Source organism: Pseudomonas sp. NBRC 111124 (genome assembly GCF_001320245.1).
In the GTDB taxonomy this organism is placed as follows: domain Bacteria; phylum Pseudomonadota; class Gammaproteobacteria; order Pseudomonadales; family Pseudomonadaceae; genus Aquipseudomonas.
This window is the reverse complement of sequence record NZ_BCBA01000028.1, coordinates 41,129-57,009: the sequence shown is the minus strand read 5'-3', so window position 1 is coordinate 57,009 and position 15,881 is coordinate 41,129. Positions and strand designations below refer to the sequence as shown.

The following is a 15,881-nucleotide window of genomic DNA, read 5'->3' as shown; positions in this document are numbered from 1 at the left end:
CGTTCTGCTGCGTGGTACCAAGCGTGACGACGTTGAGCGTGGCCAGGTTCTGGTCAAGCCAGGTTCGGTCAAGCCGCACACCAAGTTCACCGCAGAAGTCTACGTCCTGTCGAAGGAAGAAGGCGGCCGTCACACTCCGTTCTTCAAAGGCTACCGTCCTCAGTTCTACTTCCGTACCACTGACGTGACCGGTAACTGCGAACTGCCGGAAGGCGTTGAAATGGTAATGCCAGGTGACAACATTCAGATGACTGTTACCCTGATCAAGACCATCGCAATGGAAGACGGTCTGCGCTTCGCTATCCGTGAAGGCGGTCGTACCGTCGGCGCCGGCGTCGTAGCCAAAATCATCGAGTAATCACTCGACCGATTGAAAAAGACCCCCGCTCAGCGGGGGTTTTTTTTATTGGGTTGACACTAAATTGGGGCGTCTATAGAATCACGCCTCCTTTTAGCGGGCGTAGTGCGTCCGTTGGGAACAGCCTGGAGTCTGAAATCCAATGCAAAATCAGCAAATCCGTATCAGGTTGAAGGCTTTCGACCATCGCCTGATCGACCAATCCACCCAGGAAATCGTGGAAACCGCGAAACGTACTGGTGCACAAGTGCGTGGTCCAATTCCACTGCCTACCCGCAAAGAGCGTTTCACCGTTCTGGTCTCCCCGCACGTCAACAAAGACGCGCGTGACCAGTACGAGATTCGCACTCATAAGCGTGTTCTGGACATCGTCCAGCCAACGGATAAAACCGTTGATGCGCTGATGAAGCTTGATCTGGCGGCAGGTGTGGAAGTACAGATCAGCCTCGGCTAAGACTTCGGTCTAGTCGTGTAACGCTCTGAAATGGGCGGCCATAGCGGGTGAAAGCCCCGTACACTCATGAGGTTTACAACATGACTATTGGTGTAATCGGTCGCAAGTGCGGTATGACCCGCATTTTCACCGAAGAAGGTGTCTCCATTCCGGTCACGGTCATTGAGATCGAGCCGAATCGTGTCACCCAGTTCAAAACTGAAGAAACCGATGGCTACCGTGCAGTGCAAGTCACTGTCGGCGAGCGTCGTGCTTCGCGTGTGACTGCCGCTCAGGCAGGCCACTTCGCCAAGGCCAACGTTGCCGCTGGTCGCGGTGTCTGGGAGTTCCGTCTTGAAGAAGGCGAGTTCCAGGCTGGCGACTCGATCAAAGCTGAACTCTTCACTGCAGGCCAGCTGGTTGACGTTACTGGTCAGTCCAAAGGTAAAGGCTTCGCCGGTACCATCAAGCGCTGGAACTTCCGTGGCCAGGACAACACCCACGGTAACTCCGTGTCGCACCGTGTCCCAGGTTCCATCGGCCAGTGCCAGACTCCTGGTCGTGTGTTCAAGGGCAAGAAAATGTCCGGTCACATGGGCGCCGAGCGCGTGACTGTTCAGTCCCTGGAAGTAGTTCGCGTAGACGCTGAGCGCAACCTGCTGCTCGTCAAGGGTGCCGTTCCTGGCGCTACTGGCGGCGACGTGGTTGTACGTCCAGCTGTCAAGGCTCGCGGTTAAGGGGATACTGACATGCAACTTAATGTAAATGACGCTCAGGCGATCGAAGTTTCCGAACTGGCTTTCGGTGGCGAATTCAACGAGACGCTGGTACACCAAGCAGTCGTGGCCTACATGGCCGGCGGCCGTCAGGGCACCAAGCAGCAAAAGACCCGTTCCGACGTGGCTGGTGGCGGTAAGCGCCCATGGCGTCAGAAGGGTACTGGCCGTGCTCGTGCTGGTACCACTCGTGGTCCGATCTGGCGTGGCGGTGGTGTAACCTTCGCAGCTCGTCCTCAAGATCACTCGCAGAAGCTCAACAAGAAGATGTATCGCGCAGCCCTGCGCTCCATCCTCGCTGAGCTGGTGCGTAGCGACCGTCTGGTCGTGGTTCAGGACTTCGCTGTTGAAGCACCGAAAACCAAAGATCTGCTGAACAAGCTGAACGGCATGGGTCTGAGCGATGTACTGATCGTTTCCGACGCTGTTGATCAGAACCTGTACCTGGCTGCTCGCAACCTGCCGCACGTCGATGTACGTGACGTTCAAGGTTCCGACCCGGTCAGTCTGATCGCATACGAGAAGGTGTTGATCACCGTCTCGGCCGTGAAGAAATTCGAGGAGCTGCTGGGATGAACCAGGAACGCGTATTCAAAGTCCTCCTTGGCCCGCACGTTTCCGAGAAGGCTACCGTTCTGGCTGAGAAAAAAGGCCAGTTCGTATTCAAGGTTGCTACCGATGCAACCAAGCTGGAAATCAAGAAAGCTGTCGAAGGCCTGTTCAACGTAAAAGTTGAAAACGTGTCGACTGTTAACGTTCTGGGTAAAACCAAGCGTACCGCACGTGGTCTGGGCAAGCGTAATGACTGGAAGAAGGCGATCGTCTCCCTTCAGCCAGGCCAAGATCTCGATTTCAGCAGCAGTGCTGAGTAAGGAAGGGGTGCATCATGGCAATCGTTAAATGCAAACCGACTTCCCCTGGCCGCCGTTTCGTGGTCAAGGTGGTCAACAAGGAGCTGCACAAAGGCGCTCCTCACGCACCGCTGATCGAGAAAAAATCGAAGTCTGGTGGTCGTAACAACAATGGCCGCATTACCACTCGTCACGTTGGTGGTGGTCATAAGCAGCATTACCGTCTGGTCGACTTCCGTCGCAACGACAAAGATGGCATTCCAGCCACTGTCGAGCGTATCGAATACGATCCAAACCGTACTGCTCACATCGCCCTGCTGTGCTACGCAGACGGTGAGCGTCGCTACATCATCGCCCCTAAAGGCGTGAGTGCTGGCGACCAGCTGATCGCAGGTGCCCTGGCCCCAATCAAGGCCGGTAACTCCCTGCAGCTGCGCAACATTCCAGTAGGTAGCACCATTCACGGCATCGAACTGAAGCCGGGTAAAGGTGCTCAGATCGCACGTTCCGCTGGTGCTTCGGCTCAGCTGATCGCTCGCGAAGGTGTCTATGTGACCCTGCGTCTGCGCTCTGGTGAAATGCGTAAAGTCCTGGCTGAGTGCCGTGCGACCCTGGGCGAAGTCTCGAACTCCGAGCACAGCCTGCGTTCGCTGGGTAAAGCTGGTGCCAAACGCTGGCGCGGCGTTCGCCCAACCGTTCGTGGTGTTGCCATGAACCCGGTTGACCACCCACATGGTGGTGGTGAAGGTCGTACCTCCGGTGGTCGTCATCCGGTATCGCCATGGGGCTTCCCAACCAAGGGTGCGAAGACCCGCGGTAATAAGCGTACCGACAACATGATCGTCCGTCGTCGCAAGTAACTAGAGGGATACGACAGTGCCACGTTCTCTGAAAAAAGGTCCTTTTATCGATCTTCACCTGTTGAAGAAGGTCGAAGTGGCGGTGGAGAAGAACGATCGCAAGCCAGTTAAAACCTGGTCGCGTCGTTCGATGATCCTGCCACAAATGGTCGGTCTGACCATCGCGGTTCACAACGGTCGCCAGCATGTCCCAGTTCTCGTGAACGAAGACATGGTCGGCCACAAACTGGGCGAGTTCGCCGGTACCCGCACCTATCGCGGGCACGTGGCTGACAAGAAAGCCAAGCGTTAAGGGGTAAGGAAATGGAAGTAGCCGCTAAGTTGTCGGGCGCTCGCATCTCCGCCCAGAAAGCCCGCTTGGTCGCCGACCAGATCCGCGGGAAGAAGGTGGGCGAAGCGCTCAACCTGTTGGCCTTCAGCAGCAAAAAAGCCGCTGAAATCATGAAGAAAGTCCTCGAGTCGGCCGTAGCCAACGCCGAACACAACGAAGGCGCAGACGTTGATGACCTGAAGGTCTCCACCGTCTTCGTCAACGAAGGGCGTTCGCTGAAGCGCATCATGCCACGTGCCAAAGGCCGTGCTGATCGCATCGTCAAGCGGTCTTGCCATATCACTGTCAAGGTTGCGGACAAGTAACGGAGTCGATCAGATGGGTCAGAAAGTACATCCCACTGGCATTCGCCTGGGAATCGTCAAGGAGCACACCTCCGTCTGGTACGCAGACGGTGCTACTTACGCAGATTACCTGTTGAAGGATCTGAAAACGCGTGAGTACCTCCAAGACAAACTAAAAAGCGCGTCCGTAAGCCGTATCGATATTCATCGTCCGGCTCAAACTGCACGCATCACCATCCACACCGCTCGTCCAGGTATCGTTATCGGGAAGAAAGGTGAAGATGTCGAGAAGCTGCGTCAGGACCTGACCAAGCAGATGGGTGTGCCTGTGCACATCAACATCGAAGAGATCCGCAAGCCGGAACTCGACGCAATGCTGGTTGCGCAGAGCGTAGCTCAGCAGCTGGAACGCCGCGTTATGTTCCGTCGCGCCATGAAGCGCGCCGTACAGAACGCCATGCGTATTGGTGCCAAGGGCATCAAGATCCAGGTGAGCGGTCGTCTCGGCGGTGCTGAGATTGCTCGTACCGAGTGGTATCGCGAAGGTCGTGTGCCTCTGCACACCCTGCGTGCCGATATCGACTACAACACCTACGAAGCTCACACCACTTACGGTGTGATCGGTGTGAAGGTTTGGATCTTCAAAGGCGAAGTTATTGGTGGTCGCCAAGAAGAACTGAAACCACAAGCACCAGCGCCTCGTAAAAAAGCTGCTAAGTAAGGGGTACGCCAAATGTTGCAACCAAAGCGTACAAAATTCCGCAAGCAGATGACTGGCCACAACCGTGGTCTGGCACTGCGCGGTAGCAAAGTCAGCTTCGGCGAATTCGCCCTGAAAGCTGTTGCTCGCGGTCGCCTCACCGCTCGCCAGATCGAGTCCGCACGTCGTGCGCTGACCCGTCACGTTAAGCGTGGCGGTAAGATCTGGATCCGTGTGTTCCCGGACAAGCCGATCTCCAAGAAGCCTCTCGAGGTTCGTATGGGTAAAGGTAAGGGCTCCGTGGAATACTGGGTTGCCCAGATCCAGCCAGGTAAAGTCCTGTACGAGATCGAGGGTGTTTCTGAAGAGCTGGCGCGCGAAGCTTTCGCCCTGGCTGCTGCAAAGCTGCCTCTCGCCACCTCCTTTGTTAAGCGGACGGTGATGTGATGAAAGCGAATGAACTTCGTGAAAAATCTGCACAGCAACTGAATGAGCAACTGCTCGGCTTGCTGCGCGACCAGTTCAATCTGCGTATGCAGAAAGCAACTGGCCAGTTGGGGCAGTCGCACCTGCTCTCGCAAGTTAAGCGTGACATCGCTCGCGTGAAAACTGTGCTTAACCAGCAGGCAGGTAAGTGATCATGGCTGAAGCTGAAAAAACCGTCCGTACGCTGACTGGCCGTGTCGTCAGCGACAAAATGGACAAGACCATCACCGTTCTGATCGAGCGTCGCGTAAAGCACCCGATCTACGGTAAATACGTTAAGCGTTCGACTAAGCTGCACGCGCACGACGAATCCAACCAGTGCAAAATCGGCGACAAGGTTTCCATCCGTGAAACCCGTCCGCTGGCCAAGACCAAGTCCTGGGCACTGGTTGAAGTCCTCGAACGCGCTGTTGAAGTCTAAGGGCTAGGGGTCGGAGAAATTTTATGATTCAGACTCAATCCATGCTCGATGTGGCCGATAACAGCGGCGCTCGTCGCGTCATGTGCATTAAGGTACTCGGCGGTTCGCACCGCCGTTACGCCGGCATCGGTGACATCATCAAAGTAACCGTCAAGGAAGCAATTCCGCGCGGTAAGGTCAAAAAAGGCCAGGTGATGACTGCTGTTGTCGTCCGTACCCGTCACGGTGTACGTCGCGCTGACGGTTCCATCATTCGTTTCGACGGCAACGCTGCTGTTCTGCTGAACACCAAGCAAGAGCCGATCGGCACTCGCATCTTCGGGCCAGTGACCCGTGAACTTCGTACTGAGAAGTTCATGAAGATCGTCTCGCTCGCCCCTGAAGTGCTGTAAGGAGATCCGACATGCAAAAGATTCGTCGTGACGACGAGATCATCGTGATCGCCGGCAAAGACAAAGGTAAGCGCGGTAAGGTGCTGAAGGTTCTGGCTGATGACCGTCTGGTCATCGGTGGCGTGAACCTGGTCAAGCGTCATACCAAGCCTAACCCGATGGCGGGCGTTCAGGGCGGTATCGTCGAAAAAGAAGCGCCTCTGCACGCTTCCAACGTTGCCATCTTCAACGGCGAAACCAACAAAGCTGACCGCGTTGGTTTCAAAGTAGAAGACGGTAAGAAAATTCGTGTCTTCAAGTCGACCCAAAAAGCGGTTGATGCTTGAACACTGCTAGGTAGAAGACCATGGCACGACTGAAAGAGATTTACCGGAACGAAATCGCTCCTAAGCTTAAGGAAGAACTTAAGCTGTCGAACGTGATGGAAGTTCCGCGCGTTACCAAGATCACCCTGAACATGGGTCTGGGCGAAGCGATCGGCGACAAGAAAGTCATCGAGCACGCTGTTGCCGACCTGGAAAAGATCACCGGTCAAAAGCCGGTCGTGACTTTCGCTCGTAAATCCATCGCGGGCTTCAAAGTCCGTGAGGGATGGCCGATCGGCGTCAAGGTGACCCTGCGTAGCGACAAGATGTACGAATTCCTGGACCGCCTGCTGGCGATCTCCCTGCCTCGGGTACGCGACTTCCGCGGCCTGAATGCCAAGTCCTTCGATGGCCGTGGCAACTACAGCATGGGCGTGAAAGAGCAGATCATCTTCCCGGAAATCGATTACGACAAGATCGATGCTCTGCGCGGTTTGGACATCACCCTGACCACCACTGCTCGTTCGGATGACGAAGGCCGCGCTCTGCTGCGTGCATTCAAATTCCCGTTCCGCAACTGATTGGAGTAGGAAAATGGCCAAGAAGAGCATGAAGAACCGCGAGCTGAAGCGTCAGCTCACGGTAGCCAAGTTCGCCAAAAAGCGTGCTGAGCTGAAAGCGACCATCGTCAACGTGAACGCCTCTCCTGAAGAGCGTTTCGCTGCCGTTGTCGCTCTGCAGAAGCAGCCACGTGATGCGAGCGCTGCGCGCCTGCGCAACCGTTGCCGCCTGACCGGTCGTCCTCACGGTGTATACCGTAAGTTCGGCCTGGGCCGTAACATGCTGCGTCAAGCTGCAATGCGCGGCGACGTACCAGGCCTGGTCAAAGCCTCCTGGTAAGCGCTGCAGGTGTGATCACGGTGGAAGGGGAGCAATCTTCCGACCGCCGGTGACCTCGCCAACAAACAAGCCCCCTCGTGGGGCTTGTTTCGTTTCTGCCTTGTGTCTAGAATGACCGGCTCACCCGAGCCTGGGTTTTTTACCCTGCCCGTTCGGGTGGTTGTGATAGCCGCGAGGCTAAAATTTCTTGTATCAGGAGCATCTAGCCCATGAGTATGCAGGACCCGTTAGCGGACATGCTAACTCGCATCCGTAATGCCCAGATGGCTGAAAAGTCCGTCGTAAGCATGCCTTCCTCCACTCTGAAGGTTGCGGTTGCCAAAGTTCTGAAGGACGAAGGTTACATCGCTGGCTACCAGGTTACTGGTGAAGCCAAGCCTTCCCTGTCGATCGAACTGAAGTACTTCGAAGGCCGTCCGGTCATCGAGGAACTGAAGCGCTCCAGCCGTCCAGGCCTGCGCCAGTACAAGTCCGTCACTGAGCTGCCGAAAGTACGTGGCGGCCTGGGCGTGTCTATTGTCTCCACCAACAAAGGTGTGATGACTGATCGCGCTGCGCGCGCTGCCGGTGTCGGCGGCGAAGTTCTCTGCACAGTGTTCTAAGGGGGGATAGACATGTCTCGCGTCGCTAAGAACCCCGTTAAGCTGCCATCCGGTGTCGAAGTCAAATTCGCCGGTCAGCAGCTTTCGGTGAAGGGTGCCAAAGGCACTCTCGAACTGAACGTTCACTCGTCTGTTGAAGTTACCGAAGAGTCTGGCGAGCTGCGTTTCGTCGCTCGCAATGGTGACCAGCAAGCTCGTGCCATGGCCGGTACTACCCGTGCTCTGGTCAACAACATGGTCCAGGGCGTAAGCCAAGGCTTCGAGCGCAAGCTCCAGCTGGTCGGTGTTGGTTACAAGGCACAGGCTAAAGGCACCGTCCTGAACCTGGCCCTGGGCTTCTCTCACCCAGTGGACTACGAACTGCCAGCCGGCATCACCGCTGAAACGCCTAGCCAGACCGACATCCTGATCAAGGGTATCGACAAGCAGCTGGTAGGTCAGGTGGCCGCTGAAATCCGCGGGTTCCGTCCGCCAGAGCCTTACAAAGGCAAGGGTGTGCGTTACGCGGACGAAGCAGTCCGTCGTAAAGAAGCCAAGAAGAAGTAGGGCCTAGCAAATGACCGACAAAAAAGTTATTCGACTGCGTCGCGCTCGCAAAGCACGCCTCAAGATGCACGAACTCGAAGTCGTGCGCCTGTGCGTGTTCCGCTCCTCGCAGCACATCTACGCCCAGGTCATTTCGGCCGACGGCAGCAAGGTTCTGGCAAGCGCCTCGACCTTGGACAAAGACCTGCGTGATGGCGCCACTGGCAACATCGACGCGGCCACTAAGGTTGGCAAGCTGGTAGCTGAGCGCGCGAAAGCCGCCGGTGTATCTCAAGTTGCCTTTGACCGTTCCGGCTTCAAGTACCATGGCCGCGTCAAAGCGCTGGCTGATGCTGCTCGTGAAGGCGGGCTGGAGTTCTAAGTTATGGCAAATAACGATCAAAAGCGCGACGAAGGCTACATCGAGAAGCTGGTTCAAGTTAACCGCGTAGCCAAAACCGTTAAAGGCGGCCGTATCTTCACCTTCACCGCGCTGACCGTGGTAGGTGATGGCAAGGGTCGCGTTGGTTTCGGCCGTGGCAAGTCGCGCGAAGTACCTGCTGCGATCCAGAAAGCCATGGAAGCTGCTCGTCGCAACATGATCCAGGTTGACCTGAAGGGCACCACCCTGCAGTACGCCACCAAGGCTGCCCACGGCGCCTCGAAGGTTTACATGCAGCCTGCTTCGGAAGGTACCGGTATCATCGCCGGCGGCGCAATGCGTGCCGTCCTGGAAGTTGCTGGTGTTCAGAACGTCCTGGCCAAGTGCTACGGTTCGACCAACCCAGTGAACGTGGTTTACGCCACCTTCAAGGGTCTGAAAGCCATGCAATCTCCTGAATCCATTGCTGCCAAGCGCGGCAAGAGCGTTGAGGAGATCTTCTAATCATGGCAACCGTAAAAGTAACGCTGATCAAGAGCGTCTCGGGCCGCCTGCCTAACCACAAACTGTGCGTTAAAGGTCTGGGTCTGCGTCGCATCGGTCACACTGTAGAAGTCCAGGATACTCCCGAGAACCGCGGGATGATCAACAAGGCTTACTACATGCTGAAGGTCGAGGGCTAATCGATGAAACTCAATGATCTGAGTCCAGCGCCGGGTTCCCGTCGCGAGAAGCATCGTCCAGGTCGTGGTATCGGTAGCGGTCTGGGTAAGACCGGCGGCCGTGGCCACAAAGGTCAGACTTCCCGTTCCGGTGGTTCGATCGCTCCTGGCTTCGAAGGCGGTCAACAGCCGCTGCACCGTCGTCTGCCGAAGTTCGGCTTCGTTTCCCTGAAAGCCATGGATCGCGCTGAAGTGCGCCTGTCCGAGCTGGCGAAAGTGGAAGGCGACGTGATCTCCGTGCAGTCCCTGAAGGATGCCAACGTGATCAACCAGCACATTCAGCGTGTGAAAATCATGCTGTCTGGCGAAGTTACTCGCGCAGTCACCATCAAGGGCATCGCAGCCACCAAGGGTGCGCGTGCGGCTATCGAAGCAGCTGGCGGCAAATTCGAGGAATAAATGGCTAAGCAAGGTGCTCTCTCTTCGCTCGGTAAGGGCGGGATGTCGGAACTCTGGGCTCGTCTGCGCTTTCTGTTCATGGCGATCATCGTCTATCGGATAGGTGCGCATATCCCGGTTCCTGGCATCAATCCAGACCGTCTGGCGGATCTGTTTCGGCAGAATGAGGGGACCATTCTTAGCTTGTTCAACATGTTTTCCGGTGGCGCGCTTGAGCGCATGAGCATCTTTGCACTGGGGATCATGCCGTACATCTCGGCATCGATCATCATGCAGCTGATGACGGCGGTCAGCCCGCAACTGGAGCAGTTGAAGAAGGAAGGTGAAGCTGGCCGTCGCAAGATCAGCCAGTACACCCGCTACGGCACCGTTATCCTGGCACTGGTTCAAGCCATTGGCATGTCCATTGGCCTGGCCAACCAGGGCGTGGCGTTTTCTGTAGGGCTCGGCTTCTATGTCGTTGCCGTCTCCACCTTCGTGGCAGGCGCGATGTTCATGATGTGGCTGGGTGAGCAGATCACCGAGCGCGGTGTGGGTAACGGTATCTCGATGTTGATCTTCGCAGGTATCGTTGCCGGTCTTCCGAGAGCAATCGGGCAGTCTTTCGAGTCTGCACGCACAGGCGATATCAACATTTTCGCCCTGGTCGCAATCGGTTTGCTTGCAGTAGCGATCATCGGTTTCGTGGTGTTCATTGAGCGTGGTCAGCGTCGTATCGCCGTTCACTACGCCAAGCGTCAGCAGGGCCGCAAGGTCTTCGCGGCGCAGACCAGCCACTTGCCGCTGAAGGTGAACATGGCGGGGGTTATCCCGGCCATTTTCGCGAGCAGCATTTTGCTGTTCCCGGCTTCGCTGGGTGCCTGGTTCGGTCAGTCCGAAGGTATGGGCTGGCTGCAGGACATCTCGCAGTCGATCGCTCCTGGTCAGCCGTTGAACATTCTGCTGTTTAGTGCAGGGATCATTTTCTTCTGCTTCTTCTACACAGCGTTGATGTTCAACCCGAAAGACGTAGCGGAAAACCTGAAGAAGTCCGGTGCCTTTATTCCGGGTATCCGTCCTGGTGAACAGTCCGCACGCTACATTGATGGCGTTCTGACTCGTTTGACCATGTTCGGTGCTCTTTACATGATGGCCGTCTGCCTTCTGCCCCAGTTCCTGGTGGTGGCAGCAAATGTGCCGTTCTACCTTGGCGGGACCTCGTTGCTGATTGTGGTAGTGGTTGTGATGGACTTCATGTCCCAAGTACAATCGCACCTCGTTTCGCACCAGTACGAATCCCTGATGAAGAAAGCCAACCTGAAAGGCTACGGTGGCAGCGGTTTGCTGCGCTGATACGCCCCTAAGGTTCGAGGAGTCGGTAATGAAAGTTCGTGCATCGGTGAAAAAGCTGTGCCGTAACTGCAAGATCATCCGTCGCGAAGGCGTCGTACGAGTGATCTGCAGCGCGGAACCGCGTCACAAACAGCGCCAAGGCTGAGTGTGATCTGCGCTTCAAACCCAGCAGCTAGTGTGCTGCTGGGTTGATTATTCGTTTCTACAGCGATATTATCTCGCGCCCTATTTCTTGGCTTCCGGGGCGTAGGTAGCTGTCAATTGGAGTCCCACTGAATGGCCCGTATTGCAGGCGTCAACATTCCAGATAACAAGCATACTGTTATCTCGCTGACCTACATCTATGGTGTCGGTCGCACAACTGCACAGAAGATCTGTGCAGACGCTGGTGTCAACCCAGCCGCAAAGATCAAGGATCTGAGCGACGAGCAAATCGAAACCCTGCGTGGCGAAGTCGCGAAGTTCACCACCGAAGGTGACCTGCGTCGTGACATCAACATGAAGATCAAACGCTTGATGGACCTGGGCTGCTACCGTGGCCTGCGTCATCGTAAAGGTCTGCCGGTTCGCGGTCAGCGCACCAAGACCAACGCACGCACCCGTAAGGGCCCGCGTAAGCCGATCCGCAAGTAACCGCCCGGGAATATAGACATGGCAAAACCTGCTGCTCGTCCTCGTAAGAAAGTCAAAAAGACAGTGGTTGATGGCATCGCCCACATCCATGCGTCTTTCAACAACACCATCGTGACCATCACCGACCGTCAGGGCAATGCTCTGTCGTGGGCTACCTCCGGTGGTTCGGGTTTCCGTGGTTCGCGCAAATCCACCCCGTTCGCAGCCCAGATTGCTGCTGAGCGTGCTGGTCAAGCTGCGCTGGAATATGGTCTGAAGAACCTCGACGTCAACGTCAAGGGTCCAGGTCCAGGTCGTGAATCCGCCGTTCGTGCACTGAACAGCTGCGGCTACAAGATCGCCAGCATCACCGACGTGACGCCAATCCCGCATAACGGGTGCCGTCCGCCGAAGAAGCGTCGCGTGTAATCAGGAGACAGAAGAATGGCACGTTACATTGGTCCAAAATGCAAACTGTCTCGTCGTGAAGGCACCGACCTGTTCCTGAAGAGCGGCGTTCGCGCTCTGGAATCGAAGTGCAACATCGAAGCAGCCCCAGGTATCCACGGCCAGCGCCGTGGCCGTCAGTCCGACTACGGTACCCAGCTGCGCGAGAAACAAAAAGTCCGTCGTATCTACGGTGTTCTGGAGCGTCAGTTCCGCGGTTACTACCAAGCTGCTGCCTCGAAAAAAGGCGCAACCGGTGAGAACCTGCTGCAACTGCTCGAGTGCCGTCTGGATAACGTCGTTTACCGTATGGGCTTCGGCTCGACTCGTTCCGAGTCGCGTCAGCTGGTTTCGCACAAAGCAATCAGCGTCAACGGTAAGACTGTAAACATTCCATCCTACCAAGTTCGTCCGGGTGACGTGGTCGCGGTTCGCGAGAAGTCGCTGAACCAGCTGCGCATTGTTCAAGCCCTTGAACTGTGCGCCCAGCGTGGCCGCGTTGAGTGGGTAGACGTAGATTCCGCTAAGAAGTCGGGCGTTTTCAAGAACGTTCCTGCTCGTGGCGATCTGTCTGCCGACATCAACGAAAACCTGATTGTCGAGCTCTACTCCAAGTAAGGGCTAGAAAATAGGTGCATCCATGCAGATTTCGGTAAATGAGTTCCTGACTCCCCGCCATATTGATGTGCAGGTAGTCAGTCCGACCCGCGCCAAGATTACGCTCGAGCCTCTCGAGCGTGGTTTCGGCCATACCCTGGGCAACGCGCTGCGCCGCATCCTGTTGTCCTCCATGCCTGGCTGTGCAGTAGTCGAGGCCGAGATCGATGGCGTACTCCATGAGTACTCCGCGATCGAAGGTGTACAGGAAGACGTCATTGAAATCCTGTTGAACCTGAAAGGCCTGGCTATCAAACTGCACGGTCGTGACGAAGTTACGCTGACCTTGTCGAAAAAGGGTTCGGGGGTGGTTACCGCTGCCGATATTCAGCTGGATCACGATGTCGAGATCGTCAACCCCGATCACGTAATCGCGAACCTGGCGTCCAACGGCGCCCTGAACATGAAGCTCACTGTAGCTCGTGGTCGCGGTTACGAGCCGGCTGACTCCCGTCAAACCGACGAAGACGAAAGCCGTAGCATTGGCCGTCTGCAGCTGGACGCTTCGTTCAGCCCGGTGCGTCGTATCGCCTATGTGGTCGAAAACGCCCGTGTTGAACAGCGTACCAACCTGGACAAGCTGGTCATCGATCTGGAAACCAACGGCACCCTGGATCCTGAAGAGGCTATCCGCCGCGCTGCGACCATCCTGCAACAGCAGCTGGCCGCGTTCGTCGACCTCAAAGGTGACAGCGAGCCTGTCGTAGTCGAGCAGGAAGACGAGATCGATCCGATCCTGCTGCGCCCGGTTGACGACCTGGAACTGACTGTACGTTCGGCCAACTGCCTCAAGGCGGAGAACATCTACTACATCGGCGACCTGATTCAGCGTACCGAAGTAGAGCTGTTGAAGACTCCTAACCTTGGCAAGAAGTCCCTGACTGAAATCAAGGACGTCCTGGCCTCTCGTGGTCTGTCTCTCGGCATGCGCCTCGACAACTGGCCGCCTGCAAGTCTTAAGAAAGACGACAAGGCGACCGCCTGATCGTCGTAATCACCGAACGTAGTGTTTGGTAAGGAATGAATCATGCGTCATCGTAAAAGTGGACGTCACCTGAGCCGTACCAGCTCTCACCGCAAGGCTATGTTCCAGAACATGGCAGTGTCGTTGATCGAGCACGAGCTGATCAAAACCACCCTGCCGAAAGCCAAGGAACTGCGCCGCGTTGCCGAGCCGCTGATCACCCTGGCCAAGGAAGACAGCGTTGCTAACCGTCGTCTGGCCTTCGACCGTACCCGTTCGAAGTCCGCTGTTGGCAAACTGTTCAACGACCTGGGCAAGCGTTACGCCACCCGTCAGGGCGGCTACCTGCGCATCCTGAAGTGCGGTTTCCGCGCTGGCGACAACGCGCCTATGGCGTACGTCGAGCTGGTTGATCGTCCGGTCGGCGGTGCTGTAGAAGCCGCTGAGTAAGACGTTCTGTCTGCTACAAAGAACCGGGCCTAGTGCCCGGTTTTTTGTGTCTGTACATATTGTTTATTTCTATTGATGCAAGTCATGTAATGAATTTGTTCTGAAACGACCGCTCGTCGATACTCCTTCTCAAGCCGCTTAGCCGGCACCTGAGACCGATAAGGAGAGCCCATGAGCAAGATTCTCACCACCGCCAGCGGTGCACCTGTAGCCGACAACCAGAATTCCCGCTCAGCCGGCCCGCGCGGCCCGCTGCTGCTCGACGATTTTCACCTGATCGAGAAGCTCGCCCACTTCAACCGCGAGAACATCCCAGAGCGCCGTGTGCACGCCAAAGGCTCGGGTGCCTACGGTACCTTCACCGTCACCCGCGATATCACTTCGTATACCAGCGCCAAGCTGTTTGAGCAGATTGGCAAGGAGACCGAGACCTTCCTGCGCTTCTCGACGGTCGGTGGCGAGCGCGGCTCGGCGGATACCGAGCGCGACCCACGCGGCTTTGCGGTGAAGTTCTACACCGAGGAAGGCAACTGGGACATCGTTGGCAACAACACCCCGGTATTCTTCATCCGCGACCCGCTCAAGTTCCCGGATTTTATCCACACCCAGAAACGCCACCCGCAAACCAACTTGAAGAATGCCCAGATGATGTGGGACTTCTGGTCGCACTCGCCTGAAGCCCTGCACCAAGTCACCATTCTCTTCTCGGATCGTGGTATTCCGGACGGTTACCGGCACATGCATGGCTTTGGCAGCCACACCTATAGCCTGATCAATGCCCAAGGCGAGCGCACCTGGGTCAAATGGCACTTCAAGACTCAGCAAGGCATCAAGAATCTGGCCCCGGCCGACGCAGCACGCCTGGCCGGTACCGACCCGGACTACGCCCAGCGTGACCTGTTCGGGGCCATCGAGCGTGGCGACTTCCCGCGCTGGACCGTGTGCATCCAGGTAATGAGCGAGGCCGAGGCGGCCAACCGCGACGAGAACCCGTTCGACGTGACCAAGACTTGGTCGCAGAAGGAGTACCCGCTGATCGAAGTCGGCGTGCTGGAGCTTAACCGCAACCCGCTCAACTATTTCGCTGAAGTGGAACAGGCGGCATTCGGCCCGAGCAATATGGTCCCTGGTGTCGGGCTGTCGCCTGACCGCATGCTGCAGGGCCGCGTCTTCGCTTACGCTGATGCACACCGCTACCGTGTGGGTACCAACCATCAGCAGTTGCCGGTGAACGCCCCGCGCAGCCAGGTGAACAGCTACCAGCGCGACGGTTCGATGGCCATGGGCAGCTACGGCAGTGCGCCGAACTACGAGCCCAACAGCTACACCGATGCGCCGAAGCAGTCGCCACGCCACGCTGAGCCCGCATTGGCACTCAGCGGCGCAGCGGATCGCCATGATCACCGCGAGGACCGCGATTACTACAGCCACGCCGGTGCGTTGTTCCGTTTGATGAGCGAGGAACAGAAGGCACTGCTGATCAGCAATATCGCCGGCACCATGGCGGGGGTGAGTGAAGACGTGATCCAGCGCCAGTTGCAGTACTTCTTCAAGGCTGACCCGGCCTACGGCGAAGGCATTGCCAAGGCGTTGGGCGTGAATCTCGCCTAAGTCGAAGTGATAAGAAGAACCGCCCTCATTTGGGCGGTTTTTCAATGAATATCACTACTGTTTAACCGATTTTTTGCTTCT

Annotated in this window: 29 protein-coding genes and 1 pseudogene; all 30 read left to right on the top strand. The window is 56.7% G+C overall.

Annotation, left to right across the window (positions count from 1 at the left end):
• A pseudogene (locus APH28_RS12400) lies at positions 1-358 on the top strand (elongation factor Tu); the annotation flags it as partial.
• A gap of 142 nt (positions 359-500) precedes the next feature.
• Positions 501-812: a 30S ribosomal protein S10 gene (gene rpsJ, locus APH28_RS12395; protein WP_003186070.1), complete on the top strand. Its 312-nt coding sequence runs from the start codon at positions 501-503 to the stop codon at positions 810-812.
• A gap of 80 nt (positions 813-892) precedes the next feature.
• Positions 893-1,528: a 50S ribosomal protein L3 gene (gene rplC / locus APH28_RS12390; protein WP_027917847.1), complete on the top strand. Its 636-nt coding sequence runs from the start codon at positions 893-895 to the stop codon at positions 1,526-1,528.
• Positions 1,529-1,540: 12 nt separating this feature from the next.
• The gene (gene rplD / locus APH28_RS12385) at positions 1,541-2,143 is read left to right on the top strand and encodes a 50S ribosomal protein L4 (RefSeq protein ID WP_060509677.1); all 603 of its coding nucleotides are present in this window, start codon (positions 1,541-1,543) and stop codon (positions 2,141-2,143) included.
• Positions 2,140-2,439: a 50S ribosomal protein L23 gene (gene rplW, locus APH28_RS12380; RefSeq protein ID WP_003255484.1), complete on the top strand. Its 300-nt coding sequence runs from the start codon at positions 2,140-2,142 to the stop codon at positions 2,437-2,439. Before rplD ends, rplW begins: the two co-directional genes overlap by 4 nt.
• 14 nt (positions 2,440-2,453) lie before the next feature.
• On the top strand, positions 2,454-3,278 hold the full coding sequence (gene rplB / locus APH28_RS12375; RefSeq protein ID WP_003255483.1) for a 50S ribosomal protein L2: 825 nt from the start codon (positions 2,454-2,456) through the stop codon (positions 3,276-3,278).
• A 16-nt stretch (positions 3,279-3,294) separates the two neighbouring features.
• Positions 3,295-3,570: a 30S ribosomal protein S19 gene (gene rpsS / locus APH28_RS12370; protein WP_003255482.1), complete on the top strand. Its 276-nt coding sequence runs from the start codon at positions 3,295-3,297 to the stop codon at positions 3,568-3,570.
• Positions 3,571-3,581: 11 nt separating this feature from the next.
• Positions 3,582-3,914 (top strand): 50S ribosomal protein L22, encoded by a 333-nt coding sequence (gene rplV, locus APH28_RS12365; RefSeq protein WP_003103908.1) that lies wholly within the window; start codon positions 3,582-3,584, stop codon positions 3,912-3,914.
• A 13-nt stretch (positions 3,915-3,927) separates the two neighbouring features.
• On the top strand, positions 3,928-4,614 hold the full coding sequence (gene rpsC / locus APH28_RS12360; RefSeq protein WP_003255481.1) for a 30S ribosomal protein S3: 687 nt from the start codon (positions 3,928-3,930) through the stop codon (positions 4,612-4,614).
• 12 nt (positions 4,615-4,626) lie between these two features.
• Positions 4,627-5,040, top strand: a complete 414-nt coding sequence (gene rplP, locus APH28_RS12355) for a 50S ribosomal protein L16 (protein ID WP_003255479.1) — start codon at positions 4,627-4,629, stop codon at positions 5,038-5,040.
• Positions 5,040-5,231 (top strand): 50S ribosomal protein L29, encoded by a 192-nt coding sequence (rpmC, locus tag APH28_RS12350; RefSeq protein WP_002555481.1) that lies wholly within the window; start codon positions 5,040-5,042, stop codon positions 5,229-5,231. Before rplP ends, rpmC begins: the two co-directional genes overlap by 1 nt.
• 2 nt (positions 5,232-5,233) lie before the next feature.
• The gene (gene rpsQ, locus APH28_RS12345) at positions 5,234-5,500 is read left to right on the top strand and encodes a 30S ribosomal protein S17 (protein ID WP_008089812.1); all 267 of its coding nucleotides are present in this window, start codon (positions 5,234-5,236) and stop codon (positions 5,498-5,500) included.
• A gap of 23 nt (positions 5,501-5,523) precedes the next feature.
• Positions 5,524-5,892: a 50S ribosomal protein L14 gene (gene rplN / locus APH28_RS12340; protein ID WP_008089810.1), complete on the top strand. Its 369-nt coding sequence runs from the start codon at positions 5,524-5,526 to the stop codon at positions 5,890-5,892.
• Positions 5,893-5,903: 11 nt separating this feature from the next.
• Positions 5,904-6,218, top strand: coding sequence for a 50S ribosomal protein L24 (gene rplX, locus APH28_RS12335; RefSeq protein WP_003255476.1), 315 nt, complete (start codon positions 5,904-5,906; stop codon positions 6,216-6,218).
• A gap of 20 nt (positions 6,219-6,238) precedes the next feature.
• Positions 6,239-6,778, top strand: coding sequence for a 50S ribosomal protein L5 (gene rplE, locus APH28_RS12330; RefSeq protein WP_003255474.1), 540 nt, complete (start codon positions 6,239-6,241; stop codon positions 6,776-6,778).
• A 13-nt stretch (positions 6,779-6,791) separates the two neighbouring features.
• Positions 6,792-7,097, top strand: coding sequence for a 30S ribosomal protein S14 (gene rpsN / locus APH28_RS12325; protein ID WP_008089807.1), 306 nt, complete (start codon positions 6,792-6,794; stop codon positions 7,095-7,097).
• A gap of 209 nt (positions 7,098-7,306) precedes the next feature.
• Complete coding sequence (rpsH, locus tag APH28_RS12320) at positions 7,307-7,699, top strand: 30S ribosomal protein S8 (RefSeq protein WP_019097628.1); 393 nt, start codon at positions 7,307-7,309, stop codon at positions 7,697-7,699.
• A 12-nt stretch (positions 7,700-7,711) separates the two neighbouring features.
• Positions 7,712-8,245 (top strand): 50S ribosomal protein L6, encoded by a 534-nt coding sequence (rplF, locus tag APH28_RS12315; protein ID WP_054887033.1) that lies wholly within the window; start codon positions 7,712-7,714, stop codon positions 8,243-8,245.
• Between the two features lie 10 nt (positions 8,246-8,255).
• Complete coding sequence (gene rplR, locus APH28_RS12310; RefSeq protein ID WP_003255467.1) at positions 8,256-8,606, top strand: 50S ribosomal protein L18; 351 nt, start codon at positions 8,256-8,258, stop codon at positions 8,604-8,606.
• Positions 8,607-8,609: 3 nt separating this feature from the next.
• Positions 8,610-9,110, top strand: a complete 501-nt coding sequence (gene rpsE / locus APH28_RS12305; RefSeq protein ID WP_003255465.1) for a 30S ribosomal protein S5 — start codon at positions 8,610-8,612, stop codon at positions 9,108-9,110.
• 2 nt (positions 9,111-9,112) lie between these two features.
• Positions 9,113-9,289 carry a 50S ribosomal protein L30 gene (gene rpmD, locus APH28_RS12300; RefSeq protein ID WP_003255463.1) on the top strand — a complete coding sequence of 59 codons (177 nt, stop codon included), beginning with the start codon at positions 9,113-9,115 and terminating at the stop codon, positions 9,287-9,289.
• A gap of 3 nt (positions 9,290-9,292) precedes the next feature.
• A complete protein-coding gene (gene rplO / locus APH28_RS12295; protein WP_003255461.1) occupies positions 9,293-9,727 on the top strand; it encodes a 50S ribosomal protein L15 in 435 nt (144 codons plus the stop codon).
• Entirely contained in the window at positions 9,728-11,059 is a 1,332-nt protein-coding gene (secY, locus tag APH28_RS12290) for a preprotein translocase subunit SecY (RefSeq protein ID WP_016393394.1), read from the top strand.
• A 28-nt stretch (positions 11,060-11,087) separates the two neighbouring features.
• A complete protein-coding gene (gene rpmJ, locus APH28_RS12285) occupies positions 11,088-11,204 on the top strand; it encodes a 50S ribosomal protein L36 (protein WP_002555468.1) in 117 nt (38 codons plus the stop codon).
• Positions 11,205-11,335: 131 nt separating this feature from the next.
• Positions 11,336-11,692, top strand: coding sequence for a 30S ribosomal protein S13 (gene rpsM / locus APH28_RS12280; RefSeq protein ID WP_003255457.1), 357 nt, complete (start codon positions 11,336-11,338; stop codon positions 11,690-11,692).
• Between the two features lie 18 nt (positions 11,693-11,710).
• Positions 11,711-12,100 (top strand): 30S ribosomal protein S11, encoded by a 390-nt coding sequence (gene rpsK, locus APH28_RS12275; RefSeq protein ID WP_003255454.1) that lies wholly within the window; start codon positions 11,711-11,713, stop codon positions 12,098-12,100.
• A gap of 15 nt (positions 12,101-12,115) precedes the next feature.
• The gene (gene rpsD / locus APH28_RS12270) at positions 12,116-12,736 is read left to right on the top strand and encodes a 30S ribosomal protein S4 (RefSeq protein WP_027917844.1); all 621 of its coding nucleotides are present in this window, start codon (positions 12,116-12,118) and stop codon (positions 12,734-12,736) included.
• 22 nt (positions 12,737-12,758) lie between these two features.
• Complete coding sequence (gene rpoA / locus APH28_RS12265; RefSeq protein WP_003255452.1) at positions 12,759-13,760, top strand: DNA-directed RNA polymerase subunit alpha; 1,002 nt, start codon at positions 12,759-12,761, stop codon at positions 13,758-13,760.
• A gap of 42 nt (positions 13,761-13,802) precedes the next feature.
• Positions 13,803-14,189: a 50S ribosomal protein L17 gene (rplQ, locus tag APH28_RS12260; protein ID WP_003255451.1), complete on the top strand. Its 387-nt coding sequence runs from the start codon at positions 13,803-13,805 to the stop codon at positions 14,187-14,189.
• 171 nt (positions 14,190-14,360) lie between these two features.
• A complete protein-coding gene (locus tag APH28_RS12255; RefSeq protein WP_060509676.1) occupies positions 14,361-15,800 on the top strand; it encodes a catalase in 1,440 nt (479 codons plus the stop codon).
• Positions 15,801-15,881 lie beyond the last annotated feature (81 nt).